Here is a 26030-nt window from a genome sequence, read left to right as displayed (position 1 = left end):
GAGTCCGGGGGTGTCGGGCTCCCGGACTCCGACACCTCTCGGGCATAACCCGCCCGGTACGCTGAAGTCATGACAGGACTGCGCTGGGGAATCCTCGCCACCGGCGGCATCGCGACCGCCTTCACCTCCGACCTCCGCACCGCGGGACTCGACGTCAGGGCGGTGGGATCACGCTCACAGGAGTCCGCCGACGCCTTCGCCGCGACCTTCGGCATCCCCCATGCACACGCCTCGTACAAGGCGCTCGTGGCGGATCCCGATGTCGACATCGTCTACGTCTCCACACCGCATCCCATGCACCATGCGAACGCGCGCCTGGCCCTCGATCACGGCAAGCACGTGCTGGTCGAGAAGGCCTTCACCGTGAATCGGGCCGAGGCGGAGGACCTACAGGCCCTCGCCGCCGAGAAGGGGCTGCTCGCCATGGAGGCGATGTGGACCCGCTATCTGCCGCACATGGTGCGCATCCGCGAGATCATCGCCGCCGGCACGCTCGGCGAGATCCGCGCGGTGATGGCCGATCACACCCAGAGCCTGCCCACCGATCCCGCGCACCGCATCAACGCGCTCGAACTCGGCGGCGGCGCCCTGCTCGACCTGGGCATCTACCCGATCTCGTTCATCTGGGACGTGCTCGGCGCGCCCACCGGCATCCAGGCCACGGGCCGGCTTCTCGAGACCGGCGCGGATGCCGAGGTGGCCACGGTCATGACCCACGTGGGTGGCGCGGTGTCCACCAGCCTGGCCTCGTCGCGCACGGCGGGGCCGACGGCGGCGATCGTGATGGGCACCGAGGCGAGGGCCGAGATCGGACCGTTCTTCCTCGCCCCCAGCGTGCTCCGGGTCATCGGTCCGGACGGTGTCGTCCTGGAGGAGTTCGACGGGCGTCCCGCGCCTGACACCGGCCGCGGCATGCAGTTCGAAGCTCTCGCCGCAGAGCGGCTGGTCGCGGAGGGCAACATCGCCGGCGACATCCTGCCGATCGCCGAGACCGTGGAGATCATGGGGGCGCTCGACGAGATCCGCCGCCAGATCGGGGTCCGGTACCCCGGAGAGGAGCGGACCGATGGCTGACGAGACGGATGCCCGCGTCGCGGTCTACCTGGACTTCGACAACATCGTCATCTCCTGGTACGACCGGGTGCACGGCCGCAACGCCTACTCGAAGGACCGGCAGCGCATCGCCGACGACCCGCACGACGCCGAGGTCGCCGAGCGACTGAGTCGCGCGGTCATCGACGTCGGTGCGATCATCGACTACGCGTCGTCGTTCGGCACGCTGGTGCTCACCCGCGCGTACGCCGACTGGTCGTCGCCGGTGAACGCCGACTACCGCAGTCAGCTGGTCGCCCGAGCGGTCGATCTCGTGCAGCTCTTCCCCGCCGCCGCGTACGCGAAGAACGGCGCCGACATCCGCCTCGCCGTCGACGCCGTCGAGGACATGTTCCGGCTGCCGGACCTCACCCATGTGGTGATCGTCGCGGGCGACAGCGACTACGTCCCGCTCGCGCAGCGCTGCAAGCGCCTGGGTCGGTACGTGATCGGCGTCGGGGTGGCCGGTTCCACGGCCAAGTCGCTCGCCGCCGCCTGCGACCAGTTCGAGTCGTACGACTCGCTGCCCGGCGTCGACCGGCTTGTCGTCGACAAGCGCGCTGCGAAACCGCGCAGCACGGCGAAGGCTGATGCTGCGCAGGCCGCCGCGCCCGAAATATCCGATACGAAAGATGCCGAGCCGGAACCCGTGCAGAAGCCCGCTCCGAAGCGCAGGAGCAGCAAGAAGACGCCGACCGCTCCGGCCGAGAACGACAATGACCTCACCTCGGAGGAGCAGATCGAGGCATCCGCCCTGCTCATCCGCGCACTGCGTCTCGGACACGACAAGTCCGACGCCGACGAGTGGCTGCACGGCTCGGCGGTGAAGACCCAGATGCGCCGTATGGACCCGTCATTTAGCGAAAAGGCGCTCGGATACCGGTCGTTCTCGGACTTCCTGAAATCTCGCGACGACATCGCCGAGCTGTCCGAGACCGGACACGAGCGCCTGGTGCGTCTGAAGGGCGATTGATCACCCGTATTTTGTGATCCCCCTGTTCAGAATCGGTCGGAGGGGGCTAGGCTGGCGACGCCCTGGGGTGGGCGGAGCTGGGGACGAAACTCGATGAGGAGTGACGTCATGCGAAACATATCCTTCCGCCGATCGGTGGCAACCGCCGCGGCGCTCGCGCTTGCGGTCGGGCTCGGCCCCGTCGCTGCTTCAGCCGCGGAGAGTCCACGGCCGAGCAGCGGCTCCAGCGGGCACCACGGCGGTCACGGGGACGGGAACCACGGTCACCACGACGGGGACCACGGTCATCACGGCAAGGATCGTGCCGCCGAGTACGCGCGCAAGACGCTCCGTTCCATGACGCTCGAGGAGAAGATCGGGCAGCTGTTCATCCTCTTCGCCTACGGGCCGACCGCCACCACGGACGATCCGCGCAACACCGCGCTGTACGGCGAGTCGAACGCGGCGGAGATCATCTCCGAATACGAACCGGGCGGCTTCATCCTGTTCTCCGCGCGTGACAACGTCACCGATCCGGTGCAGGTCGCCACGCTCGCGAACGGGCTGCAGGACGCCGCGGACGACGCCGGAGCCGGCATCCCGCTGCTGGTCAGCACCGACCAGGAGCAGGGCCTGGTGAACCGGATCAATTCCCCCGCCACACTGCTCCCCGGGAACATGGCGCTCGGCGCCGGCGGCAGCGCGAAGGACACCCGCAAGGCGGCGGCCATCACCGGCGAGGAACTGTTGGCGATGGGCATCCAGCAGAACAACGCGCCCGACGCCGACGTGAACGTCAACCCGGACAACCCGGTGATCGGCGTTCGGAGCTTCTCGTCCGATCCCGCGCTGGTCTCGAAGCTCACCGCGGCCGCTGTGCAGGGCTACCAGGACGACGCCGGCATCGTCGCGACGGCCAAGCACTTCCCCGGTCACGGCGACACCGCCACCGACTCGCACACCGGTCTTCCCGTGATCACGCACACTCTGAAGGAGTGGCAGCAGATCGATGCGCCGCCGTTCAAGGCGGCGATCGCCGCCGGCGTCGACTCGATCATGACCGCGCACATCGTCGTTCCTGCGCTCGACGACAGCGGCGACCCCGCCACCCTGTCGAAGAAGATCGTCACCGGACAGCTGCGCGACGCGCTCGGCTTCGACGGCGTCATCGTCACGGACGGCCTGGAGATGGCAGCGGTGCGGCAGAAGTACGGCGACGGCGAGGTCGCCGTCCGCGCGCTCGAGGCCGGCGTCGACCAGCTGCTGCTGCCCGCGGCGCCGCAGGAGGCCTACCAGGCGGTCGAGGACGCCGTGGCATCCGGCCGTCTCACCGAGAAGCGCATCGACGCATCCGTGCAGCGCATCCTGGTCATGAAGTACGACCAGGGGGTGACCACGCATCCGCAGGTCGACGTGCGCAAGGTGCTGAAGAAGATCGGGACGCGCTCGAATCTGCGCGCCGCCGAGAAGATCACCGACCGCACCACCACGCTGGTGCGCAACGAGAACAAGGCCCTCCCGGTCTCCGTGCGCGGCAAGAAGGTGCTCGTCACCGGCTATGGCGTCGTGACCGGACAGACACTGGCCGACCAGCTCGCCTCCCGCGGCGCGCAGGCGACTGCGCTGTCGACCGGCACGGCTCCCACGCAGGCCGAGATCACGAACGCCGTCGCCGCGGCCGAGGACAGCGACGTCACAGTCGTCCTCACCAACGGTGTGACCGCCACGAGCAGTCAGAAGGCGCTGGTCGCCGCACTGGATGCCACCGACACCCACCTGGTCGTCGTCGGCGTGCGCAACCCGTACGACATCAACCAGCTCGGCGACGTGGACGACTACATCGCCACCTACTCGTACGCCACGCCCGCGCTGGTGTCGCTGGCGAAGGTCATCACCGGTGAGATCCGCCCGACCGGCAAACTGCCGGTCGACATCTACTCCGCCGACGACCCGACGCAGGTGCTGTACCCGTTCGGCCACGGACTGTCCCGGTGACCACGGAACGATGAGGAGAACAGACATGAACATCAGCAGGCGAGGACTGTTCGGCGCCGCCGGCGTGGCCGCGGCGACCGCGGCGGGCGTCGCGGCCGCCGGATCCGCAGCGGGCAGCACCGCAGTGACCCACAGGGGCGGGAGCCGGCTGCGCACCGGCGCCGACATCGCGGCGGCCGACCGGTGGCGCATCTTCTCCGGCCGCAAGGTCGGTGTGATCACCAACCCCACCGGAGTACTGGAGGATTTCACCAGCATCGTCGACGACATGGTCGCCCACGACGTGGACCTGAAGGCCGTGTTCGGCCCCGAGCACGGGTTCCGCGGCACCGCACAGGCCGGTGAGGCCGAGGAGACCTCGGTCGATCCGCGCACCGGCGTCACCGTGTACGACGCGTACGGTGCGACGGCCGCGAAGCTGGCGGGGTTCTTCACCACCGCCGGCATCGACACCGTCGTCTTCGACATCCGGGATGTGGGCGCGCGCTTCTACACCTACATCTGGACGATGTGGACGGCGATGCAGGCCGCATCCCAGGTGGGCGGAGTGCGCTTCGTCGTCCTGGACCGGCCCAATCCTCTCGGCGGGCGCGCCCGAGGGCCGGTGCTGCAGCAGGGGTACACCTCGGGAGTCGGACTGCTGGAGATCGCTCAGCAGCACGGCATGACGGTCGGCGAGCTCGCGCAGTACTTCAATGCCACGTTCATGGAGCGGGCCGGCGTGCAGAAGCTGAAGGATCTGCAGGTGGTGAAGGCCAGCGGCTGGCGGCGCGAGATGGTCGGCCCCGATCAGGCCGACCGCTGGATCCCGCCGTCGCCGAACATGCCCACCCCGCAGACGGCGACGCTGTACCCGGGGACCGGAATGGTCGAGGCGACGAACTGGTCGGAGGGCCGACGGCACCACCCGCCCCTTCGAGCTGATCGGCGCGCCGTACATCGACCACCGCTGGGCGGAGGCGCTGAACGCGAGGAAGCTCGCCGGAGTGGAGTTCCGCGAGGCGTACTTCGTGCCGACGTTCTCGAAGAACGCGAATGAGGTGTGCGGCGGGGTGCAGGTGCACATCCTGGATGCCGAGAAGGTCGATGCGATCACCGTCGCGACGCACATGCTCGTCGAGGCGCGCCGGCTCTACCCCGAGTTCGACTGGCGCGGTGACGGCGGCCGCTGGATCGGTCTGCTCACCGGCTCGGGCCGGTTCCAGGAGCAGCTCGAGGCCGGCGCATCCGCCGAGAAGATCGTCGCGGCCTGGCAGCCGGAGCTGCGGAAGTTCCGCAACGACACGCGCCGCTTCCTGCTGTACGGGGGTCCGCGATGATGCGCCGAACGAGGAGGCTCGGGATCGCGCTCGCCGGTCTCGTGACCGCCGGACTGCTCGCAGCCGGAGCACTGACTCCCGCCTATGCACACGGCGGTCACGACGACCACGGGCGCACCGGGCAGTTCGATGCGCCGTACGAGGGATTCATGAAGAGCAGCACGACTCTGCGGAACAGCACGCCGAAGGCCCTGGGTCTCGACCCGGCGCCGATCGACGCGGCGTGGCGGGCGATCGACGGCTTCGCCGCGCCCGCTGATCCCGCGGTCAAGCCGATGTACGCCTCGGCCGTCGGCGTGATGGGCCATCAGGGGCGCGTCGTCAGCGAGCACGCCACCGGCTACGCGCTGCTCTATGCGGATGCCACGACCAAGCTGCCCGAAAGCCAGCGCATCGCTGCGAAGCAGGACACCATCTACGACATGGCGTCGGTGAGCAAGCTGTTCACGTCGATCGTGATCATGCAGCTGGTCGAGAAGGGCCTCGTCGACCTCGACGCGACCTACGGCAGCTATCTTCCGGAGTTCGCGAACGGTGGCAAGGAGACCATCACGATCAGGCAGATGCTCACGCACACCTCGGGTCTGGTGTCGTGGCTGCCGCTGTGGAGCGACTACCCCGACAAGGCGTCGCGCATCAAGGCGGTGATGGACGTCCCGGTGAAGAATCCGCCGGGAACGGTGTACGAGTACTCCGATCTGAACCTGATCTCACTGGGTGTGCTGGCGGAGAGGCTCACCGGGAAGTCGCTCGACGTGCTGGTCGCGAAGGGCATCACCGGTCCGCTGAAGATGGTCGACACCGGTTACAACCCTGATGCGAGCAAGAAGCCGCGCATCGCCGCCACCGAGTACCAGGTCTCCCCCGCTCGCGGGATGGTCTGGGGCTCGGTGCACGACGAGAACGCCTGGAGCCTGGGCGGGGTGGCCGGTCACGCCGGTGTGTTCTCCACCGCCCGCGACATGGCGATCCTCGCGCAGACGATGCTGAACGGCGGAGCGTACGGTGGCAAGCGGATCCTGTCCGAGAGGTCCGTCAGGGCGATGATCACCGATGAGAACACCGAGTTCCCCGGCGACTCGCACGGCCTGGGCTTCGAGCTGAACCAGCTCTGGTACATGGGAGGGCTCGCGGCGGGTTCGACGGCGGGGCACACCGGTTACACCGGCACCTCACTCGTGATCGACTTCGCCTCGCGCTCCTTCGCTGTGCTGCTGACCAACCGGGTGCACCCGAGCCGTGACTGGGGCTCGAACAACCCGTCGCGCAGGGCGATCGCGCAGGGCCTTGCCGAGGCGATGTCCGTCTCGCCGCAGAAGGGCAGGACGGAGTGGTTCGGCGGAACGCAGGACGCCGCGGAGCACACGCTCTCGGTGGCGGTGCCCTCGAGCCGCCACGCCCTGTCGCTGTCGTTCGACGTGTTCGCCGATCTGGAGCCGACGGACGTCTTCGCGCTCGAGGCGTCATCGGACGGCGGTGAGACCTGGTCGCTCGTGCCGTACACGGTGCGGTTCGGTCACGGCGGTCACGGACGGGTCGTCGAGACCGACGGCACCTTCGACAACCAGGGCAACCGCGACTGGGGTCAGGCAGAGGCGCGTCTGCCGGATGGCGCCGACGCGCTGCGCTGGCGGTACACGACCGATGCCAACACGCAGGGCCGTGGCGCCTTCGTCGACGGCGTGATGCTGCGCGACGGTCGGCGCGTGGTCCTGAACGGCGAAGCGGATCGCGGCGCGTTCACCGCGGACGGGTTCACGGAAGTCCGTCGCTGAGCCGTGCGTCCGCGTCCCGCGGCGTCCTCCTGATGCCGTGGGACGCGGATCGCGCGGGGTCGCCCAGGCACTCACCGCCGCGCGATCAGGTGGAGCGCAGCGCCCGCCACGACGTCAGCGCCACCACGGCGGTCAGCACGCCGATCGCTGCATAGGCCGCACGCGGACCCGCGAAATCCGTCAGCGCCCCCACGGCGAGTCCGGTCACGACCGTCGAACCGGGCAACGCCATCGCCCAGATGCCCATCACCCGTCCGCGGATCGCGACGGGCGCGGTGAGCATGACGAAAGCGTTCGCCCGTGCGATGAACCACATCGACATCGCCCCCACGATCGCCGTGCCGACGAACAGTACGGCGATCGTGGGCGCCGCCGCCGAGAGGACGACCGCGAGCGCCAGCGCCACGGCGAGCGCGCGCACCTCCTCGCTACGAGGCATCACGGGGCCCGTCGCCGAGAACACCGCTCCCGGAAGCGCCCCGAGTCCGAAGGCGACCGCGAGCGCGCCGTACGTCCCCCCGCCGGCGCCGAAGACGTCGGAGACCATCAGGGGCATCACCACGGGGATGTTGAAGGCCGCGGCCGCGCACACGGCGAGCAGCAGCGTCGAGCGGATCGGCGCCGTGCCCGCCGCGAAGCGCCACGGCGCCGGTGCGCGCTCGGTCGTCTGAACGGCGGATGCCTCGACCTGCGGGCGCGCGCCCGTGGCGGCGGCATTCGACATCGGGCCGACCCGCAACGACCGCAGCACGAGTATCGACGGCACGAACACGAGGGCATTGAACACGAAGCACCAGCCGGGATCGGCGAACACCAGCAGCGATCCGGCCACGGCGGGTCCGAACACGCGGGAGCCGTTGATGACCACTTCGTTCATGCTCACCGCGCTGGTCATCCGTTCCCTGCCGACGACGTCCATGACCAGCAGCTGCCTGGCGGGGTTGTCTATGGCGAACGCGAGCCCCTGGGCGAGGGAGAGCGCGAACAGCGACCACAGTTGTACCCAGCCACCGAGGGTGAGCACGGCCAGCGCCGCGGCCACGGCCAGCTGCGCCGCCGCGGTGAGGATCAGCACGGACCTGCGGGGGAAGCGATCGACGAGCGCTCCGGCGAACGGACCGAGGACCAGGGTGGGAAGCATCATCGAGGCGGTGACGATCCCGAGCGCGAGGCCGTCGCCGCCGAGTTCGACGACCAGCCAGGCGACGGCGACCAGCGCAGCCGCCCCGCCTGATCCCGAGAGGAACTGCGCCAGACTCCAGCGCCGGTACGCCTGAACACGCAGCGAGCTGAACGACCTCGTCAGAGCGGCGGCTGAGAAGCGCGCCCGCAGCGCGTCTCCGAACACGTCACTGGTTGCTGAAGGCCGCGTCGAACGACGCGGCGGGCGGAGGCCAGAGCAGCGAACGGACGTACTCGACAGCCTGCGCGGCGCCGTGCAGCCGGTCCATGCCGGCATCCTCCCACTCGATCGAGATCGGGCCGGTGTAGCCGATCGCGTCCAGGGCGCGGAACGAGTCCTCCCATGGCACGTCGCCGTGGCCGGTGGACACGAAGTCCCAGCCCCGCCGCGGGTCGCCCCAGGGCAGATGCGAGCCGAGCACGCCGGCGCGGCCGTTCCGCGGCCGCATCCGGGTGTCCTTGCAGTCCACGTGGTAGATGCGGTCCTGGAAGTCCCAGATGAACCCGACCGGGTCGACGTTCTGCCACATCATGTGCGAGGGGTCCCAGTTGAAACCGAACGCCCTCCGGTGGTCGATCGCTTCCAGGGCGCGCACGGAGCTCCAGTAGTCATAGGCGATCTCAGAGGGATGCACCTCATACGCGAAGCGCACGCCCTCGCCGTCGAAGACGTCGAGGATCGGATGCCAGCGCGCGGCGAAGTCCTCGAAGCCGGCCTCGATCACCGCGGCCGGTACCGGCGGGAACATCGCGACGTAGGGCCAGATCGAGGATCCGGTGAAGCCTACGACGGTGTCCACTCCGAGTTTGCGGGCCACCCGTGCGGCGCGCTGCATGTCCTCCGCGGCGCGCTGCCGCACGCCTTCGGCCTCGCCGTCGCCCCACACGTAATCGCGCAGGATCGCCTGATGCCGGAAGTCGATCGGCGCATCGCAGACGGCCTGGCCGGCCAGGTGGTTCGAGATGGCGAACACCCGCAGCCCGTGTCGGTCCAGGACCTCCAGCCGCGACGCGAGGTAGGCGTCGTCCTCGTCGGCGCGCTTCAGGTCGAGGTGGTCGCCGGACGCCGCGATCTCCAGGCCGTCGTAGCCCCAGGATGCTGCAAGCCGGGCGACCTCCTCGAATGGCAGGTCGGCCCACTGGCCGGTGAACAGGGTGACCGGGTGCGTGCTCATGCGTTCCCCTTCGGGTAGTTCCGTTCGATCCAGGCCCAGCTCGTCTTCGCACTCTCGAACGGCTCCATGCTGGGCTTGTCGACCTCCACGATGATGTCTCCTGCGAACCCGTCCGGCAATCCGGCGAGGCTCTCAGCGATCGGGATGTCGCCGAGTCCGGGTTCCATGAAGAACCTCTCCGCCATCACGTCGAAGTACGGTGTGGGTGTCGCGCGCGACCGCGCGGCGATCGCCAGGTCCATGTCCTTCACGTGCACGTCGGAGACACGGTCGGCGTGCGCCGCCATCCAGGCGACCACGTCGGCACCCGTCCAGGCGAGGTGGCCGATGTCGGGGCCCGCGGCGAGGATGCTCGAGGGCACCGCATCCAGGACGTGCTCGTATTCCTCCTCGGTCTCGACCCAGGTCCCGACATGATTGTGCAGCGCGGGCATGACGCCTTCGGCGGCCAGCACCTCCGCGGCCTCGCCGATGATGTTGGCCACCCGGTCGAGGCGCGCCCGGTCATAGGCGTGACCCGCAGCGGCCGACACGTCGATGCGCGGTCTGCCGGGGGCCATGTCCGGCGCGAGGAAGACACGGTCCAGTCCCATGTAGAGCGTCTCCTCCGCACGACGGCGGATGCCGTCGAACCAGCGGAAGTGCGCGCCGGGATCACCCCTGTGATCCCGGCCGAACTCCTCGGGCAGCCCGATGTGCACGTAGCCGGGCGACAGTCGCAGACCGGAGTCGGCGACCACCCTGGCATAGGTCTGCAGGGTCTGCGTCGGCAGCACCTCGAGCATGACGCCGGGGAATCCGGCATCGCGCACCTGGCCGAGCACCCCGGGCTGCTTCGCGAGGAAGCTCGGGCGGTCGTACTCCCAGCCGACGTCTCCGGGCTCGCCCGACGAGTCGCCGAGCCCCACGGTGATCCACTGCAGCGTGTTCAGCGAGAACTGGTCCCTCCTCAGCACGATGCGTCCTCAGGCCTTCGTCGCCTCGGCCACCCAGCGGGCCGTGTGGTGCGCGCTGTCCGCAGGATCCATGCTCGCCCGGTCCACCTCGATGATGATCCAGCCGTCGAAGTCGTCGTGCAGCGTCGAGAGGATGCCCGGCAGATCGAGGTCGCCGAGTCCCGGCTCCCGATAGAGGCCGAGGTCGGTGGAGTACTCGTACCCGAGCCCCTCCTCCCTGGTGCGACGAGCGATCTGCAGGTCGAGATCCTTGAGGTGCAGATCCTGCACCCGGTCGCCCCAGGTCGCGAGCGCCTCCTTGGAGTCGATCCCCGCCCATTCCAGATGGCCGATGTCGAAGGCCGCGCCGAGCCGGGACACGTCGATGCTGTTCAGCACGTGCTCGTACTCCTGTGCGGTCTCGATCCAGGTCCCGACGTGATTGTGCAGCCCCGGACGCACGCCCTCGGCGTTCAGCACGTCGACGGCCTCGTCGATGAGGTCCGTCAGCTCGTCGAGACGGTCCTGCGAGAAGTCGTGGCCGACGGCGGGGCGGTGCCAACGGGAGCCCTGCTGATCCACCTCGGCGGCGAGGAAAATCCGGGACAGCCCCATGTAGTTGGACTCCTCCGCCTTGCGTCGCACGGCATCGAACCAGTGGATGCGCTCGAAGGTCCCCCGCTCGAGCCGTCCGCCGTGATCGGAGGCGAGGGGCACCTGCACGTAGCCCGGCGCGACGGCAAGACCGGAATCGGCGATCATCGCCGCATAGTTCTGCAGCGTCTGGGTGTCGAGCACCTCCAGCATGGTGGCGTCGAACCCGGCGTCCCGGATCGCGGCGAGCACTCCGGGGTACTCGGCCACGAATGCGGGGTCCGCGAAGCGCCAGAGGCTCTCGCTGTCGAAGTCGGCAGGGTCGGCCTTCACGTTGATCCACTGGATCGCGTTGAGGGCGAACTTGAGGTCTGCGATGTGTTTCACGTCGTCACCTTTCGGGGTCGGGTTTTCGTCACTTCAAGCCGGCGGTCGCGACGCCCTGGATGAAGTACTTCTGCAGGAACAGGAACAGGATGAGGATGGGCAGCAGCACGACCATCGCGCCGGCCAGCAGCAGGCCGAACGAGATCGTGTTCGACGCCTGCGATGCCACAGACAGTCCGACAGGCGCCGTGTAGGTGTCCTGGGACTGCGCGACCACCAGCGGCCAGAGGAAGTTGTTCCACGAGGTCAGGAACGAGAGGATCGCGACGGTCGCGAGCCCCGGTCCGGTCAGCGGCAGGAAGATGCGGAAGAACAGCCGCGCCTCCCCCGCGCCGTCGAGTCTCGCCGCCTCCATGAGCTCGAACGGAACGGAGTGGGCGAACTGGCGCATGATGAACACGCTCAGCGGCAGCACCAGCACCGGCAGGATGATCGCGGTGAGTGTGTTCACCAGCCCCATCTGCACGACCACCATGAACTGCGGCACGAAGAGCGCGACATAGGGCACGATCATGGCGGCGATCACGAGCGGGAAGACCAATGCCCTCCGTCGGAACCGCAGCTTCGCGAGGGCGTAACCGGCCATCGCGCTGAACACGACGTTGCCGACGACGGCGACGCCCGAGACGATGACGCTGTTGACCATGTAGTTGCCGAAGCCCCGCTCGGCGAACAGCTGCACGTAGTTCTGGATCTGGAACGAATCGGGCAACCACGCCCCAGGGCTGTGCAGGAACTCGGACTGCGTCTTGAACGAGCCGAAGAGCACCCACACGAACGGCAGGAGCATGAAGATCGTGATGACGACCAGCGCGGTGTAAGTGAGCGCCTGGCGCGTCGGAGACAGAGTTTTCAATGTTTCGGCCTCAGCAATCTGAACTGGACGATGGCGACGATGCCGACGAGCACCAGCAGGAGCACGGAACCCGCCATCGATGCGGAGATGTTCCCGAAGCCGAACTGCTCGTACACCCACACCGCGATCGACTTGGTCGAGCCGAGCGGCCCGCCCTTGGTCAGCAGGTAGGGCTCCTCGAAGATGTTCAGGAATGACACGGTCTGCAGCACCGTGACCAGCAGCGTGGTCGGACGCAGCAGCGGAAGGGTGATCGACCACAGGGTCCGCCAGCGTCCGGCGCCGTCGGTGGATGCAGCCTCGTAGATCTCCTCGGGCACGGCCTGAAGGCCGGCGAGGAAGAGGATCATGCAGGTTCCGGCGGTGCGCCATACGCCCATCATCACGACGGTGGTGATGGCCCAGCCCGGCTCGCCCAGCCAGTTCGGCTGCGGAAGGCCGAACCCCGCGAACGCGGTGTTCACCGGACCGGAGATCGAGAATGCGTACTGCCAGATGACCGCCGCGGCGACGATGTTCGTGATCACCGGCACGTAAGCGGCGGCACGGAAGAAGGTGCGCAGACGGCGGATCCCGTTGTTCAGCATCAGGGCGAGCATGAAGCCGATCCCCATGCTCAGCGGCACGCAGAGCACGACGAACATGACGGTGTTCAGGAAGGCGCTCTGGAACCCCGGGTTCCCGATGATCTTCGCGAACGCCTCGAACCCGGTGAAGTTGACCCCCAGCGGATCGCGGATGTCGCGAGCGGTCATGTCGGTCATGCTGGCCCCGATCGCCAGGACGGCCGGGACCGCGGTGAACAGGGCGAACAATGCGAGGAACGGTGTCAGGAACAGCCAGGCCGCTACTGCTTCGGCCCTCGTGCCCTCATGCGCCCTCCGGATGCCCCGGGGCGCCGCGCGGGCGCCTCCGGGGTGACGAGGGCCCGAGTGGCCGTGGTCGTCATGATGCTCCTACTGACCTGTCCCGATGGACTCAGCCTGCTTCTGCGCCTCGTCGAGAGCATCCTTCGCGGAGATCCCGCCGCGGACGACCTTCTCGATCTGCTGGCCGATGACATCGCCGACCTGGGTCCAGGTGGACACCTTCGGCAGGTTCACGCCTGTCTCGAGACCCGCCTTGACGGTGTCGAGGACGCGATCGCCCTGCATGGCCGGATCATCCCAGGCGGCCTTGAGCGCCGGCATGTTGTGGAAGATCTGGTACCACTGCACCTGGTTCTCGGGCTGGGACATGAAGCGCGCGAACTTCCATGCCGCGTCCTTGTTCTCCGAGTCCTGGGGCACGAACCAGCTGCCACCGCCGACCGTCGTCGCCTCGTCGCCGTCAGGGCCGACCGGAGCCACCGCGAGGTCCAGGTTCTCGTCCGCCCAGCCCTTTCCGTTGGCGTCATCGAACCAGCCGATGAACCAGGGGCCGCCGTCGATGATCGCGGCGTTCTTGCCCGTCGTCGACCACGACACCGTGTCCAGGAACGCGGGACCATCCGGCGATGCGAGGCCGTCCTTGATCAGCCCGGACCAGTACTCCAGCGCCTCGACGTTCTCCGGGGAGTTGATCGTCCAGGTCTTCTGATCATCTGAGATGAATCCGCCGTCGTTCTGCTTCGCGAAGGTGAGCAGCTGGCGCGCCGTGTACGAGTCGTAGTTCACGTACAGTGCGAGCGGGTATTCGACGCCGGATGCCTTCAGCTTCTCGCCGAAGGTGCGCAGGCTGTCCCAGTCGGTCGGCGCCTCGACGCCCGCCTTCTTGGCGAGGTCCTTGCGGTAGATCGTCATGTCGGCGTAGGCGTACCAGGGCACGCCGTAGGCGATGTCGTCGATCACCGAGTTGTCCCAGATCGCCGGGAAGAAGTCGTCGGCCTTCACCAGCCCGTCCGGCACCGGGTCGAAGCCGTCGGTCGCCAGCAGAGCCGACTGCGACTCGGTGAACGCGTAGATCAGGTCGGGGACGGTTCCCGCTGTGATCGCCGCAGTCATCTTCGAGATGAACTCGGTGTCGGGCACCTGCGTCATCTTGATGGTGACGTCCGGATTGTCTTTCTTGAACTTCTCGAACATCTCGGGGAGCTTGGCGCCGTCGGCGCCCTGCGTCCAGACTTCGACTGTTCCCTTGGCCGGCTTGTCGTCGATCGTCGTGCCGGCGCCGTCACCGCCGGTTCCGGTGTCGTCGCTGCGTCCGCATCCGGTCAGGGCGAGGGCCCCGGCCGTCACGAGAGCCAGTCCGAGCATCGTCGCCCGGCGTCGCGAAGAAGGGTAGAGGTGCATCGCGATCATCTCCTAGTGGTGTGGGTGGGTGGTACGGGTGGTCAGAGCGCCGCGGACACCGCGCGGGCGATGCGCACGGAGAGAGTGGCGCCGGTCAGAGTCGAGTTGCAGGTGAGGGCGGTGGGGATGACACCGTTGCCGGCGAGAAAGAGATTCTCGAATCCCCAGACGCGTCCGTCGGTGTCGACGACGGTGGTCCCGTCGTCTTCCGGTCCCATCCGGACGGTGCCGGTGTAGTGCAGCGACGCCCCCGGCGGAAGCAGCTCCGAATCGCCGTCCGGGAACGCACCGATGGCGTTCGCCGCCGCGCGCTGAACGTCCATCGTGCGCCGGATCTCGGCGAGGTCCGGATCGGAGTACGAGAAGTGCACGGTCATGTGCGGCATGCCCACGGCATCGGTGCGTTCGTCGGAGAACTCGATGCGGTTCTCCGGCCGGATCTCGGTCGCGCAGTACCATCCGACGCCGAGCACGTGCTTGCCGTCGAACTCCCGCTCCATCAGCTGTCCGTGGGCCGGGCGCGCCGCGCCGATGGAGGGACTCCAGTACGAGCCGATGAACGGCTCGCCGGCTGGCGGAGTGGGGATGTCGGCGTCGGTCAGGCCGAGCCGCGCTGCGTCGATCTCGACGTCGCCGTCGATCGACGCGTGCTCGTTGAGCCGCACGCCCAGTGCCGCAGGGCGGATGCCGGATGCCCAGAGCAACTGGGGCGTGCGCAGTGCGTCACCGGCGATCAGCACGATCCGTCCGTCGACGGCGACCTCCTCCCCGTGGCCACATCCCTGCCGGCGATTCCGGTGATCCTGGTCCCATCGTTCTCGAGGCGGGTGACGAGGACGCCGGTGCGCAGCGTGACGTTCGGCTCCGTGCCGTCGAACAGGAACGGTGCGATGTCGCGGGGACCCGTGCGGGCGAACGGCCTGTCCTTGTGGGGAGCACCGCCCATCGGCATGTAGCCGAACTGCCGTGCGGGATCGTGACTGGGCACCGCCTCGCGCAGCGCCGCGAAGATCGGCTCGGTGAAGGGATTGTCCACGAGCGGTCCGACATAGGTGCGCAGCAGCTTGCGGGCGGTCTCGAGATCGGCCTCCCACTCCCCGTGCGGAAGGAAGGCGGGAACCTCTTCGGCGTAGGGCCAGGGCGTGGCAGCGGTCCAGTGCACGCCCATGCCGCCGATGTTCCAGGCCATGGATGCGCCGGGGAACGCCGCGAAGTTGTGCCCGAAGAATGCCGCAGGGAAGATCCCGGACGAGTCCGGCGTCCAGGCGTCGCCCTCGATCTCGTTCATGGATGCCGCGCCGATGACGTACTCGATCTGCCTGGCGCGCCGCATGAGATCCTCATAGGAGGCGTTCATCGCGTTCTCGTCGACCTCGACGAGATGCTCTCCGGGGACGCCCGTGATCTCGCGTCCGGCATCGACGACCAGGATGGTCGCCTCGGGCACCTGCGCGTGGACCTGCTCGGCGATGATCGCGCCGTTCGGTCCCGATCCGACGATCACGAGGTCGTACTGCTCAGCCATTTCTCGGTGTTCCTTCCGGGTGGTCAGTTCTGGAGTTCGCGGACGTCGATCCAGCGCTCGTCACGGGCGGCGCGGAGCACGGCGTCGGTGAGCCTGGCGGCACGGAGGCCGTCGTCGAAGGTGGGCAGCCCGTCCGGATCCTCACCGCGGATGGCCGCGTACGCGTCGGCCACGAAGCTGTTGAAAGCATCCTGATACCCCTGAGCGTGACCGACGGGCAGCCGTGAGAACCGGGACACCCCCGGATGGGCGTTGTCCGGATCGCGGAACAGGTGCGAGCTCTCTCCGCGCCGTCCGATCCAGAGCTCCTCCGGCCGCTGCTGGTCGAAGCGCATGCTGGAGAGCGCACCGTGCAGCTCGAGCGTCAGTGCGTTCTTGCGTCCCGCTGCCATCTGCGAGATGAGCACCGTGCCGATCGCGCCGGACTCGAGCTCAACGAGCAGACTGACGGCGTCCTCGTTGCTGACCTTGTGGCCGCCGCGCTCGGAGTACACCATGCGGGTGCGCGCAGTGAGACGGACGATGCGCTCGCCCGCCACGAACTCGAGCAGATCGCAGACGTGCGAGCCGATGTCGGCGAAGGCGCGCGATGGCCCGCCTTCGGCGGAGGTCGCCCGCCAGTCGTCGTCCTCGGGCAGCAGCATCCAGTCCTGCAGGTATCCGCAGTCGACCGTGAGCAGAGCGCCCAGCTCGCCGGCCTGGATCCGCGCCCTCGCCTCGCGCACCATCGGGTGATAGCGGTACACGAAGGGCACGGCGGCGACCACACCGCACTCGGATGCCGCAGCCGCCAGCTCCTCGGCGTCCACGAGCGTCGTGGCCAGCGGCTTCTCGCAGATGACGTGCTTGCCCGCGTCGAGGACGGCGAGAGTGAACGGGGCATGCGTCGCGTTCGGTGTGCAGATGTGCACCACATCGCTGTCACCGGCGAGCAGGCCGTCGAGCGTGGTCGCGCGCTCCACCCCCAGTTCGGCTGCAGAACCCTCTGCACGCTGCAGGCTTGAGCTCGCCAGAGCGAAGAGCTCAGCGCCGGCTGCTCGCGCGGCTCGTGTGTGGGCCTGGGCCATGAAGCCCCCGCCGAGGAAGCCGGATCGGATCGTTCCGACGCCGGTGTCTGTGACGTCCGTTGTCATGTCGAGGATTCTGACACAAGCATGCCTACTTTTGCTAGTTCTTCATCAAAAGTTTTTTGTCGAGCGTCAGATGTCGAAGAACTCGCTGTGGTTTACTGACCGTATGAGCGACGGCGAACGGTATGGGAACGGCGCCGCACCGGGGGCCGGCGACATCTTCCAGCTGCTGCTCGACGGCCACGCCCGCACCAAGGCGGACCTGGTCCACCTCACGGGCCTGGCGAGGTCGACAGTCTCCAGCAGGGTCGACGCCCTGCTGGCGTCCGGCCTCATCGTGCCCGCCGGCGAGGCTGCGTCCACGGGCGGCCGCCCACCGGCCCGCGTGGCCTTCAACGCCCGGGCGGGACTCGTCCTCGCGGCGGATCTCGGCGCCTCGCACGCGACGGTCGCCGTCTCCGACCTCGCCGGACGCATCCTCGACTCGACGACGCGGCCGATGGACATCAGTGCCGGCCCGGAAGCCGTGCTCGACCACGTGGTCGGCCAGGGCGGCGAGCTCCTCGCCGGTTCCCGGATGCCACAGATACCCCTCATCGGGATCGGGATCGGCGTCCCCGGCCCCGTGGAGCACTCGACCGGCCGACCGTACAACCCCCCGATCATGCCCGGATGGGACCGGTTCGACGTCCCCGGGTATGTACAGCGCACCTTCGACGTCCCCGTGCTCGTGGACAACGATGTGAACATCCTCGCCCTCGGCGAGCAGGCCACCAGCTTTCCGGATGCCACCGATCTCGTCTTCGTCAAGGTCGCCACCGGTATCGGCGCGGGGATCATCACCGGCGGCACACTGCAGCGCGGCGCCCAGGGCTCCGCGGGCGACATGGGGCACGTGCGCGTGCCGCACTCGCCGGGAAGCGTTCGCACCTCGGACGGGGGGCTCGATCTCGAGGATGTCGCGAGCGGAACGGCGATCGCCGCCACGCTGCGCACGCAGGGAGTCGCAGCGGAGAGCAGCTCCGACGTCGTGGATCTCGTCCGGGTGGGGAACATCGCCGCCATCGAGGCGACCAGGCAGGCGGGAAGAGACGTCGGCGAGGTCCTCGCCACGGTCGTGAATCTCCTGAACCCCTCCGTCATCGTGCTCGGCGGCAGCGTCGGGCGGGCTGGAGAGCACCTCCTCGCCGGGGTGCGCGAGGTCGTCTACCGCCGGTCCATCCCGCTGGCGACGCAGCATCTCGCGATCGTGCAGACGCAGGCGGGCGACAGGGCAGCCGTACTCGGCGCGGCGATCATGGTCGCGCGACACGTGCTGTCCCCCTCGAACGTCGACGCCTACGTCGCGATCGAGCGCTGACCGGCGAACGTCGCACCAGATCGTCGCTCACCCGCCCGCGGCCGCTGACGATTCTTGAACATGTTCAAATAAGGCGCTAGCCTGGCATCGAGGAGGACACAGGATGACCGGTGGCAGAGTCGTGATCGGCGGTTCCTCGGGGTTCATGGGGCGCCGCCTCGTGGCGCACTTTCGCGCGGAGGGGCGCGAGGTCGTCACCGTCTCCCGCTCCGGCGCCGACCTCGGCTGGGCCGATCAGTCGGGCATTGACACAGCGGTCGACGGCGCCGCGCTGGTGATCGGCCTCGCGGGCAGGAGCGTGAACTGCCGCTACACCGCTGCGAACCGGGCCGAGATCCTCTCCTCCCGCCTCGACACGACCGCCGCGCTCAGCGGCGCGATCGTCCGCGCCGCCGCCCCACCTGCCCTGTGGGTGAACTCCTCCACGGCGACGATCTACCGGCACGCAGAGGACAGAGCGATGACCGAGGCGACCGGCGAACTCGGCACCGGGTTCTCCGTACAGGTGGCGAAGGCCTGGGAGCGCGCACTCTTCGCCGACCCGCTGCCCGCGACCCGTCGCGTCGCGCTGCGCAGCGCGATCGTGCTGGGACACGGCGGCGTACTCGCACCGCTGCGCAGGCTCGCCGCAGTCGGCCTCGGCGGTGCACAGCACGACGGTCGATGGCCGGTGAGCCGTTCCCGCCGCGTCGCCGGCACGGCCCACTTCCCGGGCGCACGGGCGGGGCAGCAGCGATTCAGCTGGGCGCACGTCGACGATGTGGTCGGCATCATCGACTTCCTCGAGCAGCACCCAGAGCTCGAGGGGCCGGTCAACGCGGCATCGCCCGAGCCGGTCGACAACGCGACGTTCATGGCGACGGTTCGTCGGGTGCTGGGCGCGCGGCTCGGTCCGCCACTGCCGAGATGGATGCTGGAGCTCGGAGCGATCGGCATCCGCACCGAGACCGAGCTCATCCTCAAGAGCCGCTGGGTACTGCCGGGCAGGCTCGCCGAGGCCGGATACGCGTTCCGCTATCCGACGCTCGAGGCGGCGCTGCGGGAATCCTTCGATCGCGAGGCCGTCGTGGCCGGCTGACGGGGCTCAGACCTCGCTCGCGCCGGTTCCCGAGCCTGCCGCAGGGCCGTCCTTCTTGCGCTTGGCGATCTCCTCGCGCAGCCGCCACTCCTCGATCTCGCGATCGAGGTCGGCGATCTGCTGCTCGGTGCTGCGGGTGTCCACGGGAGGCATCGGCGCAGCGGGCGCCGACGGTTCGCGCCGCGCGGGGCGCGCCGGCCGCTCGCGTCCGAGCCGGATGCCGCCGTCGGGATACTCCCGGCCGATCGCGAACCACAGGATGCCTCCGATCAGGGGCAGGAACACCACCAGCAGCACCCACACGAACTTGGGCATGTGCTTCACCTGCGAGTCGTCGCGGGTGATGATGTCGATCAGCGCCACGACCGTCAGTGCGACGATGAGAAGCGAGAGCAGCGGCATGCCCTCAGTCTAGGCCGCGCCGTCAGGCTGCGGACCGGTCGCGACCCGGAGCTCCGGCCGATTCGACCAGGCGCTCCACGAGCCCGGGTACACCGTCACCTCACGCCCGATCAGCGCACCGGCGAGGGCGAACTGCGCTGCGGTGATACCCGATCCGCAGTATGCGGCGATCGGAACATCGGCGGTCGCACCGACCCGGTCGAACGTCTCGGCGATGTCGGCGGCGGAGCGGAATCGGCCGTCATCGGTGAGCAGCTGCACGATGGGCAGGTTCACCGCGCCGGGCACGTGGCCTGCGACAGGATCGAGAGGCTCGGTCTCACCGTCGGTACCGCTCGGCCGCGCGCACATCGACGAGCACGCCGCCGCGGGGCCAGGTAGCGGCGCTGTCGGTGTCGATGGAGCCCGCTGCTCCGGCGGCATCCACCCGGATGTCACTCGCCTCGACCGGCTCCTCCTCGGTCTGCACCCCGCCGCCGGCGGCCAGCCAGGCGCCCCATCCGCCGTCCAGCACGCGGACGTCGGCGAAGCCGGTGCGCCGCAGCGCCCACCAGAGGCGGGACGATGCCAGCATCCCCGCGTCGTCGTAGACGACCACTGGCACGCCCGCTCGCACTCCCCACCGACGCACGGCCTCGGCGAACGCCTCATCGGAGGGAAGCGGATGCCGCCCGTCGCGCGGATCCCCATGGCGGGACAGCTCGCCCTCGACGTCGACGTACACCGCGCCGGGGATGTGGCCCGCGAGGTACTGCTCACGCCCGTCGTCGCGCCCGAGCTTCCAGCGCGCATCGAGGACGCGCGCCTCCGCTCCCGAATCGAGAAGCGCGCGCAGCTCTTCGGCGCCGATGACTGTACCCATCCGGTTCTCTTCTCTCGTGGGATCCGTGCGCCCGCGCGGAGCTAAGGGACGATGTGCCCTGCCGTGCGGAACAGCTCGTACCACTCCGGCCGGGTCAGCTCGATGTCGGCTCCGGCCGCGGCGTCCGCGACGCGCTGCGGGGTGGTCGTGCCGAGCACGACCTGCATCTTCGCCGGATGCCGGGTGATCCAGGCCGTGGCGATGCCGAGCGGGGTGACGCCGTACTTCGCGGCCAGCCGCTCGAGTACGGCGTTCAGCTCGGGGTAGTCCGGGTTGTCCAGGAAGACGCCGTTGAAGAATCCGGCCTGGAACGGCGACCATGCCTGGATCGTGATTCCGCCTGCGCGGCAGTACTCCACGATGCCGCCGCCGTCGAGCACGACGCTCTGGTCGGCGCCGTGCATGTTCGCGGACAGGCCCTGTGCGATGATCGGCGAGTGCGTGATCGACAGCTGCAGCTGGTTGGCGATCAGCGGCTGGGTGACCGCCGTGCGCAGCAGGTCGATCTGCCGCGGCGTGTGGTTCGAGACGCCGAACGCGCGCACCTTGCCCGAGGCGCTGAGCTCGTCGAACGCACGGGCGACCTCCTCGGGCTCGACGAGGGCGTCGGGACGGTGCAGCAGCAGCACATCGATGTAGTCGGTGCGCAGTGCCTTCAGCGAGCCCTCCACCTGGGTGATGAGGTGGTCGTACGAGAAGTCGAACATCTGGTCGGCGGGCACGATGCCGGCCTTGGTCTGGATGACGATCTCGCTGCGCTCGGCGTCGCTGAGGTTCAGTGCGGAGGCGAAGCGGTCCTCGCAGACGTGCATCGCGCCGCCGTAGATGTCGGCGTGGTCGAAGAAGTCGATGCCCGCCCCGCGTGCGGTGTCGTAGAGGTCGCGGACCTCGGCATCCGTCTTGTCGGGGATGCGCATCATCCCGGCGATGACTGCGGGGGCGGTCTCGGATCCGAACGGCACTGTCTTCATGACTGCAACGCTACTCCGCAACGATCGTGACGCGGACGCCGCGGCAGCGCTAGCGTGAAGGGCATGAACGCTCCGATCGACCCGACGCGCACCTCCGCCTGGGCGGACCTCACCTCGCTGCAGGAGTCCTTCTCCCCGATCTGCGCGGCTGGTTCGACGCCGACGCGCGCCGCGTCGAGGGCCTCACGTTCGACCTGGCCGATCTGCACGTCGACCTGTCCAAGAACCTGGTGACAGATGAGATCCGGGACGCGCTGGTACGCCTCGCCGAGGAGACCGGAGTCGCCGGGCGCTACGCGAAGATGCTCGCGGGTGCGCACATCAACACCACAGAGGACCGCGCGGTGCTGCACACGGCGCTGCGCCGTCCGGCCGGTGCCTCACCGGCTCTGGTCGTGGACGGCCAGGACGTCGACGCCGACGTGCACCACGTTCTGGAGGACCTCTACGCGTTCGCCGACCGGGTGCGCTCCGGCGACTGGCTCGGAGTCACCGGCAAGAGGGTCACGCACGTCGTGAACATCGGCATCGGCGGCTCAGACCTCGGCCCGGTGATGGTCTACGAGGCGCTCAGGCCCTACGCGGATGCCGGGATACAGGCCCGGTTCGTGTCGAACATCGACCCCACCGACCTCGCGCAGAAGACCGCCGACCTCGATCCCGAGACGACCCTGTTCATCGTCGCCTCGAAGACGTTCACCACACTCGAGACGCTCACCAACGCACGCCTCGCGCGGGACTGGCTGTGGGCCGGTCTGTCGGCATCCGGCGCGGTCTCCGACGACGATGCGAGCCGGCAGGATGCCGTCGCGCACCACTTCGTCGCCGTCTCCACCGCCCTCGACAAGGTGTCCGCCTTCGGCATCGACCCCGCCAACGCGTTCGGCTTCTGGGACTGGGTCGGCGGACGCTACTCGGTCGACTCCGCGATCGGTCTGTCTCTGGCGATCGTGTTCGGTCCCGCCGCGTTCCGCGACCTGCTGGCGGGATTCCACGCCGTCGACGAGCACGTCAGGACCACACCTCTCGAGCGCAACGTGCCCGTGCTGATGGGGCTGCTCAATGTCTGGTACGTGAACTTCCTCGGCGCCCAGTCGCACGCGGTGCTGCCGTATGCGCAGCAGCTGAGCCGGTTCCCGGCGTACCTGCAGCAGCTCACGATGGAATCCAACGGCAAGTCGGTGCGCTGGGACGGCTCGCCCGTCACCACCGACACCGGGGAGGTTTTCTGGGGCGAGCCGGGCACGAACGGCCAGCACGCGTTCTACCAGCTCATCCACCAGGGCACCCGGCTCATCCCCGCCGACTTCATCGCGTTCGTCAACCCCGCCTATCCGCTGCAAGACGACGGCCGCGATGTGCACGGGCTGTTCCTGGCGAACTTCCTCGCGCAGACCAAGGCGCTCGCGTTCGGCAAGACCGCGGCGGAGGTCGAGGCCGAGGGCACCACCGGGGCGCTCGTCGCCGCGCGCACGTTCAGCGGCAACCGGCCGACGACGTCGATCTTCGCGCCCGCGCTGACCCCGGCCGTGCTCGGACAACTGATCGCGCTCTACGAGCACATCACGTTCACGCAGGGCACGATCTGGGGCATCAACTCTTTCGACCAGTGGGGCGTCGAGCTCGGCAAGCAGCTCGCGCTGCAGATCGCCCCGGCGATCGAGGGGGACAGCGACGCCGTGGCGGCGCAGGATGCCTCCACCCGAGCGCTCCTGGACTACTACCGCGCGCACCGGGTCTGAGACTCACTCCGCAGAACCCGATCGCACCGCTTCGGCGGTACGGGTACCCTCGACCCATGGACGACGCGATCGAGATCGGCGCCCTCGCGCTGAACGTCAGCATCCCGCAAGGGCTGCGCTGGGAGGACGAGCGCCGCGGCGAGCGCTTCGAACTGCGGTCGATCACCGTGCGACTGCTGCCGGACGGAACACTCGCGGCGAAGGCGTACGGACGACCGGCCGCCGGCGGTCGTGGTGCGTACGTGTCGTTCGCCGTGCGGCACTCCCCCGAGATCGACGCGCTCATCACCGGTGCGGCGACTGCGGCCGGCGCGCGCTGGGCTGCGCATCAGGGGCTCTGAGGCAGGCTCTCCAGGTCGAGCACCCACTCGTTGAAGGTCAGATCGGCGCCGCGGAACCCGTCGGTCTTCGTGCCCATCAGCTCGAAGCCGCCGTGCCGGCAGACCCCGTTCGACGCGGCGTTGTCGACCGAGGGATAAGCGGTCAGGTATCGCGCGTCGCCGCGATGCTCGCGCACGTCCTCGATCAGCAGCTCGATCGCGCGGGACGACACACCGCGTCCCTGCGCCTCGGGCAGCACGAACCAGCCGGCCTCGCGGACCGGCTGCTCGCGCCACTCCGCGCCCCAGTGCGCGATCGAGCCGAGCGCCCGTCCCTGATCGTCGACGATGACGAAGGTCCGCGCTGTGCCCTCCCGCCACAGACGCCGATATTTCGCGTGGCGGTCGATCACCTCCTGATCGCTCTCGGGACCGTTCAGGTGCGTCGTCATCGCCGGGGTGTTCGCCGCCTGCAGGAGGCCGATGTCATCGGCGGACCAGGGCCGGAGTCGTAGTGGGTCCATGCCCATCAGCATCCTCCCGGCCTCCGACATGCCGGGCGATGTCGGTGCCTCTCCCTAGTGTGGTTCTCGGCGGCAGACGGACTGCCGCCGCGAAGGAGCGTTCGAGATGGACTGGAAGATCGAGCTCATCTTCGTCCCGGTCACCGATGTGGACCGGGCGAAGGACTTCTACGTGAAGATCGGGTTCAACCCGGATCACGACCAGCAGGTGACCGACGAACTGCGCTTCGTGCAGATGACTCCGCCCGGTTCGGCATGCTCGATAGCATTCGGCACCGGGCTCGGCGTCGACCTCGAACCCGGGCGGCAGAACACCATCCAGGTCGTGGTCCCCGACGCCGACGAGGCGCTGGCCCACCTGCGAGGCCTCGGCGTCGCAGCCGACGGCGTCGATGAGCAGGCCTGGGGCCGGTTCGTGACGTTCGATGATCCGGACGGCAACACGTGGACCCTGCAGGAGCTCCCGGACTACAGCGCCCAGCAGTGACGAGGAGGTGCGGATGCCGCCGGCATCCGCACCTCCTCGCCTGGTCACGCTCGTCGTATCACGGCAGCTCGTCGCCGCTGGCACGCGTGGATCGCTGTGTGACCGGCTGGCCGGTGTCGGGATCGACACCCGTGCGCGTGATCGTGTCTGTGCGCCGCCTGCGCATCAGCATCACGATCCCGATGATGAAGACGAGCACTCCGGCGCCCATCAGGATGTAGCCGACGAGGTCGAGATCGATCCAGGAGACCTGCACGTTCAGGGCGTAGACGAGGATCGCGCCGATGACGAACAGCACGATTCCGGTTCCGATGCTCATGGTGGTGTCCTCCGATTCCGCGATCGGGTGCCGCGTCCCGTCAGGCTCCCGTGCCGGAGGGTCCGCCGAGAAGGGGCTTGACACCGACGCGCACCTGCGCTGACGCGGCCACGGAACACCCTGGCCGAGTGACAGTACGCCGGGCTCTAGCGCACTGGTACCGATCGTGGAACCCCCTGTGCGGAGCGAGGCCCGCCTGCCTAACGTGCGGGCATGGACCCACAACTGACAGCGCTCATGATCAACTGCACGCTCAAGCCGTCCCCGGCGGAGTCGAGCACCCATGTCCTCGGTGAGCAGATCCTCGCCGAGCTCGCCGAGCACGGTGTCACCGGCGACCTCATCCGTGCGGCCGACCATCGCATCCTGCCCGGAGTGATGACCGACATGGGCGAGGGAGACGAATGGCCGGAGTTGCGCGAGCGCGTACTCGCGGCCGACATCCTCGTGTTCGCGACGCCGACCTGGCTCGGCCAGCACTCCAGCATCGCGCAGCGCGTGCTCGAGCGGCTCGACGCCGAGCTGAGCGAGACCGATGACCAGGGCCGGCCGATCCTGTTCGACAAGGTCGCCATCGCCGCCGTCGTCGGCAATGAGGACGGCGCGCACCACATCGCCGCCATCCTGTTCCAGGCCCTCGACGATGTCGGCTTCACCGTGCCCGCGCAGGGCTCCGTGTACTGGAACGGGGAGGCGATGCAGAAGACCGACTACAAGGATCTGCCGTCCGTTCCGGAGAAGGTCGCGCAGTCCACGAAGACCGCCGCGGCGAATGCGGCCCACCTCGCACGGACCCTCAAGCTGCAGCCGTACTCGGCCTGATCGAGGACCGGTCCGG

Annotated in this window: 27 protein-coding genes and 1 pseudogene; 12 read left to right on the top strand and 16 right to left on the bottom strand. The window is 68.7% G+C overall.

Annotated elements, in window-relative coordinates; all coding sequences use genetic code 11:
• Positions 1-69 precede the first annotated feature (69 nt).
• From L2X99_RS02210 to L2X99_RS02185, 6 genes are all read left to right on the top strand, one after another.
• Positions 70-1074: a Gfo/Idh/MocA family protein gene (locus tag L2X99_RS02210; protein WP_236125246.1), complete on the top strand. Its 1005-nt coding sequence runs from the start codon at positions 70-72 to the stop codon at positions 1072-1074.
• Positions 1067-2065, top strand: coding sequence for an NYN domain-containing protein (locus L2X99_RS02205; protein ID WP_236125247.1), 999 nt, complete (start codon positions 1067-1069; stop codon positions 2063-2065). Before L2X99_RS02210 ends, L2X99_RS02205 begins: the two co-directional genes overlap by 8 nt.
• A 108-nt stretch (positions 2066-2173) precedes the next feature.
• Complete coding sequence (locus L2X99_RS02200; RefSeq protein ID WP_236135581.1) at positions 2174-4039, top strand: glycoside hydrolase family 3 protein; 1866 nt, start codon at positions 2174-2176, stop codon at positions 4037-4039.
• A gap of 25 nt (positions 4040-4064) precedes the next feature.
• Positions 4065-5078 carry an exo-beta-N-acetylmuramidase NamZ family protein gene (locus L2X99_RS02195; protein ID WP_236135580.1) on the top strand — a complete coding sequence of 338 codons (1014 nt, stop codon included), beginning with the start codon at positions 4065-4067 and terminating at the stop codon, positions 5076-5078.
• A complete protein-coding gene (locus L2X99_RS02190; RefSeq protein ID WP_329608162.1) occupies positions 4960-5358 on the top strand; it encodes a hypothetical protein in 399 nt (132 codons plus the stop codon). The genes L2X99_RS02195 and L2X99_RS02190 overlap by 119 nt, the downstream gene beginning before the upstream one ends.
• Complete coding sequence (locus tag L2X99_RS02185) at positions 5355-7133, top strand: serine hydrolase domain-containing protein (protein ID WP_236125248.1); 1779 nt, start codon at positions 5355-5357, stop codon at positions 7131-7133. Before L2X99_RS02190 ends, L2X99_RS02185 begins: the two co-directional genes overlap by 4 nt.
• An 85-nt stretch (positions 7134-7218) precedes the next feature.
• Here L2X99_RS02185 and L2X99_RS02180 read toward each other — a convergent pair whose 3' ends face one another.
• The 10 genes from L2X99_RS02180 to L2X99_RS02135 all read right to left on the bottom strand — a co-directional run bounded on the left by L2X99_RS02180 (position 7219) and on the right by L2X99_RS02135 (position 17190).
• A complete protein-coding gene (locus L2X99_RS02180) occupies positions 7219-8481 on the bottom strand; it encodes an MFS transporter (RefSeq protein ID WP_236135579.1) in 1263 nt (420 codons plus the stop codon).
• A 1-nt stretch (position 8482) separates the two neighbouring features.
• Complete coding sequence (locus L2X99_RS02175; RefSeq protein WP_236125251.1) at positions 8483-9490, bottom strand: sugar phosphate isomerase/epimerase family protein; 1008 nt, start codon at positions 9488-9490, stop codon at positions 8483-8485.
• The gene (locus L2X99_RS02170) at positions 9487-10446 is read right to left on the bottom strand and encodes a sugar phosphate isomerase/epimerase family protein (RefSeq protein ID WP_236125252.1); all 960 of its coding nucleotides are present in this window, start codon (positions 10444-10446) and stop codon (positions 9487-9489) included. The genes L2X99_RS02175 and L2X99_RS02170 overlap by 4 nt, the downstream gene beginning before the upstream one ends.
• A gap of 9 nt (positions 10447-10455) precedes the next feature.
• Complete coding sequence (locus L2X99_RS02165; protein ID WP_236125253.1) at positions 10456-11406, bottom strand: sugar phosphate isomerase/epimerase family protein; 951 nt, start codon at positions 11404-11406, stop codon at positions 10456-10458.
• A 28-nt stretch (positions 11407-11434) separates the two neighbouring features.
• A complete protein-coding gene (locus L2X99_RS02160; RefSeq protein WP_236135578.1) occupies positions 11435-12262 on the bottom strand; it encodes a carbohydrate ABC transporter permease in 828 nt (275 codons plus the stop codon).
• Positions 12259-13017 carry a carbohydrate ABC transporter permease gene (locus L2X99_RS02155; protein ID WP_236135577.1) on the bottom strand — a complete coding sequence of 253 codons (759 nt, stop codon included), beginning with the start codon at positions 13015-13017 and terminating at the stop codon, positions 12259-12261. Before L2X99_RS02155 ends, L2X99_RS02160 begins: the two co-directional genes overlap by 4 nt.
• 201 nt (positions 13018-13218) lie before the next feature.
• Complete coding sequence (locus L2X99_RS02150; protein ID WP_236125257.1) at positions 13219-14532, bottom strand: sugar ABC transporter substrate-binding protein; 1314 nt, start codon at positions 14530-14532, stop codon at positions 13219-13221.
• Positions 14533-14573: 41 nt separating this feature from the next.
• Positions 14574-15272 (bottom strand): GMC oxidoreductase, encoded by a 699-nt coding sequence (locus L2X99_RS02145; RefSeq protein WP_236135576.1) that lies wholly within the window; start codon positions 15270-15272, stop codon positions 14574-14576.
• Entirely contained in the window at positions 15266-16057 is a 792-nt protein-coding gene (locus L2X99_RS02140) for a hypothetical protein (protein WP_236135575.1), read from the bottom strand. The genes L2X99_RS02145 and L2X99_RS02140 overlap by 7 nt, the downstream gene beginning before the upstream one ends.
• Positions 16058-16080: 23 nt before the next feature.
• Entirely contained in the window at positions 16081-17190 is a 1110-nt protein-coding gene (locus L2X99_RS02135; protein WP_236125259.1) for a Gfo/Idh/MocA family protein, read from the bottom strand.
• A 103-nt stretch (positions 17191-17293) separates the two neighbouring features.
• Between L2X99_RS02135 and L2X99_RS02130 the strand changes: the two genes are divergently transcribed.
• Positions 17294-18487, top strand: a complete 1194-nt coding sequence (locus L2X99_RS02130; protein WP_236135574.1) for an ROK family transcriptional regulator — start codon at positions 17294-17296, stop codon at positions 18485-18487.
• A gap of 103 nt (positions 18488-18590) precedes the next feature.
• Positions 18591-19565: an epimerase gene (locus tag L2X99_RS02125; RefSeq protein ID WP_236125261.1), complete on the top strand. Its 975-nt coding sequence runs from the start codon at positions 18591-18593 to the stop codon at positions 19563-19565.
• A gap of 6 nt (positions 19566-19571) precedes the next feature.
• Here L2X99_RS02125 and L2X99_RS02120 read toward each other — a convergent pair whose 3' ends face one another.
• From L2X99_RS02120 to L2X99_RS02110, 4 genes are read right to left on the bottom strand one after another with little or no spacing between them, the layout of a single operon-like run.
• Entirely contained in the window at positions 19572-19967 is a 396-nt protein-coding gene (locus L2X99_RS02120; RefSeq protein ID WP_236125262.1) for a PLD nuclease N-terminal domain-containing protein, read from the bottom strand.
• A gap of 9 nt (positions 19968-19976) precedes the next feature.
• Positions 19977-20255, bottom strand: a complete 279-nt coding sequence (locus L2X99_RS18090) for a sulfurtransferase (RefSeq protein ID WP_329608114.1) — start codon at positions 20253-20255, stop codon at positions 19977-19979.
• 31 nt (positions 20256-20286) lie between these two features.
• Positions 20287-20829: a sulfurtransferase gene (locus L2X99_RS18085; RefSeq protein ID WP_329608113.1), complete on the bottom strand. Its 543-nt coding sequence runs from the start codon at positions 20827-20829 to the stop codon at positions 20287-20289.
• Positions 20830-20870: 41 nt separating this feature from the next.
• On the bottom strand, positions 20871-21800 hold the full coding sequence (locus L2X99_RS02110) for an aldo/keto reductase (protein WP_236125263.1): 930 nt from the start codon (positions 21798-21800) through the stop codon (positions 20871-20873).
• 63 nt (positions 21801-21863) lie between these two features.
• Here L2X99_RS02110 and pgi point away from each other — a divergent pair.
• Positions 21864-23542, top strand: a pseudogene (gene pgi / locus L2X99_RS02105) (glucose-6-phosphate isomerase).
• Between the two features lie 56 nt (positions 23543-23598).
• Positions 23599-23883: a hypothetical protein gene (locus L2X99_RS02100; protein ID WP_236125264.1), complete on the top strand. Its 285-nt coding sequence runs from the start codon at positions 23599-23601 to the stop codon at positions 23881-23883.
• Here the strand turns inward: L2X99_RS02100 and L2X99_RS02095 are convergent.
• Positions 23871-24386, bottom strand: a complete 516-nt coding sequence (locus tag L2X99_RS02095; RefSeq protein ID WP_236135573.1) for a GNAT family N-acetyltransferase — start codon at positions 24384-24386, stop codon at positions 23871-23873. The two genes, L2X99_RS02100 and L2X99_RS02095, sit on opposite strands and share 13 nt — an antisense overlap.
• A 106-nt stretch (positions 24387-24492) precedes the next feature.
• Between L2X99_RS02095 and L2X99_RS02090 the strand changes: the two genes are divergently transcribed.
• Complete coding sequence (locus tag L2X99_RS02090) at positions 24493-24873, top strand: VOC family protein (protein ID WP_236125266.1); 381 nt, start codon at positions 24493-24495, stop codon at positions 24871-24873.
• Positions 24874-24931: 58 nt separating this feature from the next.
• On the opposite strand, the gene L2X99_RS02085 is transcribed toward L2X99_RS02090, so the two are convergent.
• Positions 24932-25192 (bottom strand): DUF6458 family protein, encoded by a 261-nt coding sequence (locus tag L2X99_RS02085; protein WP_236125267.1) that lies wholly within the window; start codon positions 25190-25192, stop codon positions 24932-24934.
• Positions 25193-25405: 213 nt separating this feature from the next.
• Here L2X99_RS02085 and L2X99_RS02080 point away from each other — a divergent pair, with 213 nt between their 5' ends.
• Positions 25406-26014 carry a flavodoxin family protein gene (locus tag L2X99_RS02080; protein WP_236125268.1) on the top strand — a complete coding sequence of 203 codons (609 nt, stop codon included), beginning with the start codon at positions 25406-25408 and terminating at the stop codon, positions 26012-26014.
• Positions 26015-26030: the final 16 nt, after the last annotated feature.

The organism is Microbacterium sp. KUDC0406 (assembly GCF_021582875.1).
Classification (GTDB): Bacteria; Actinomycetota; Actinomycetes; order Actinomycetales; family Microbacteriaceae; genus Microbacterium.
This window is presented reverse-complemented; position numbering and strand designations above follow the sequence as displayed.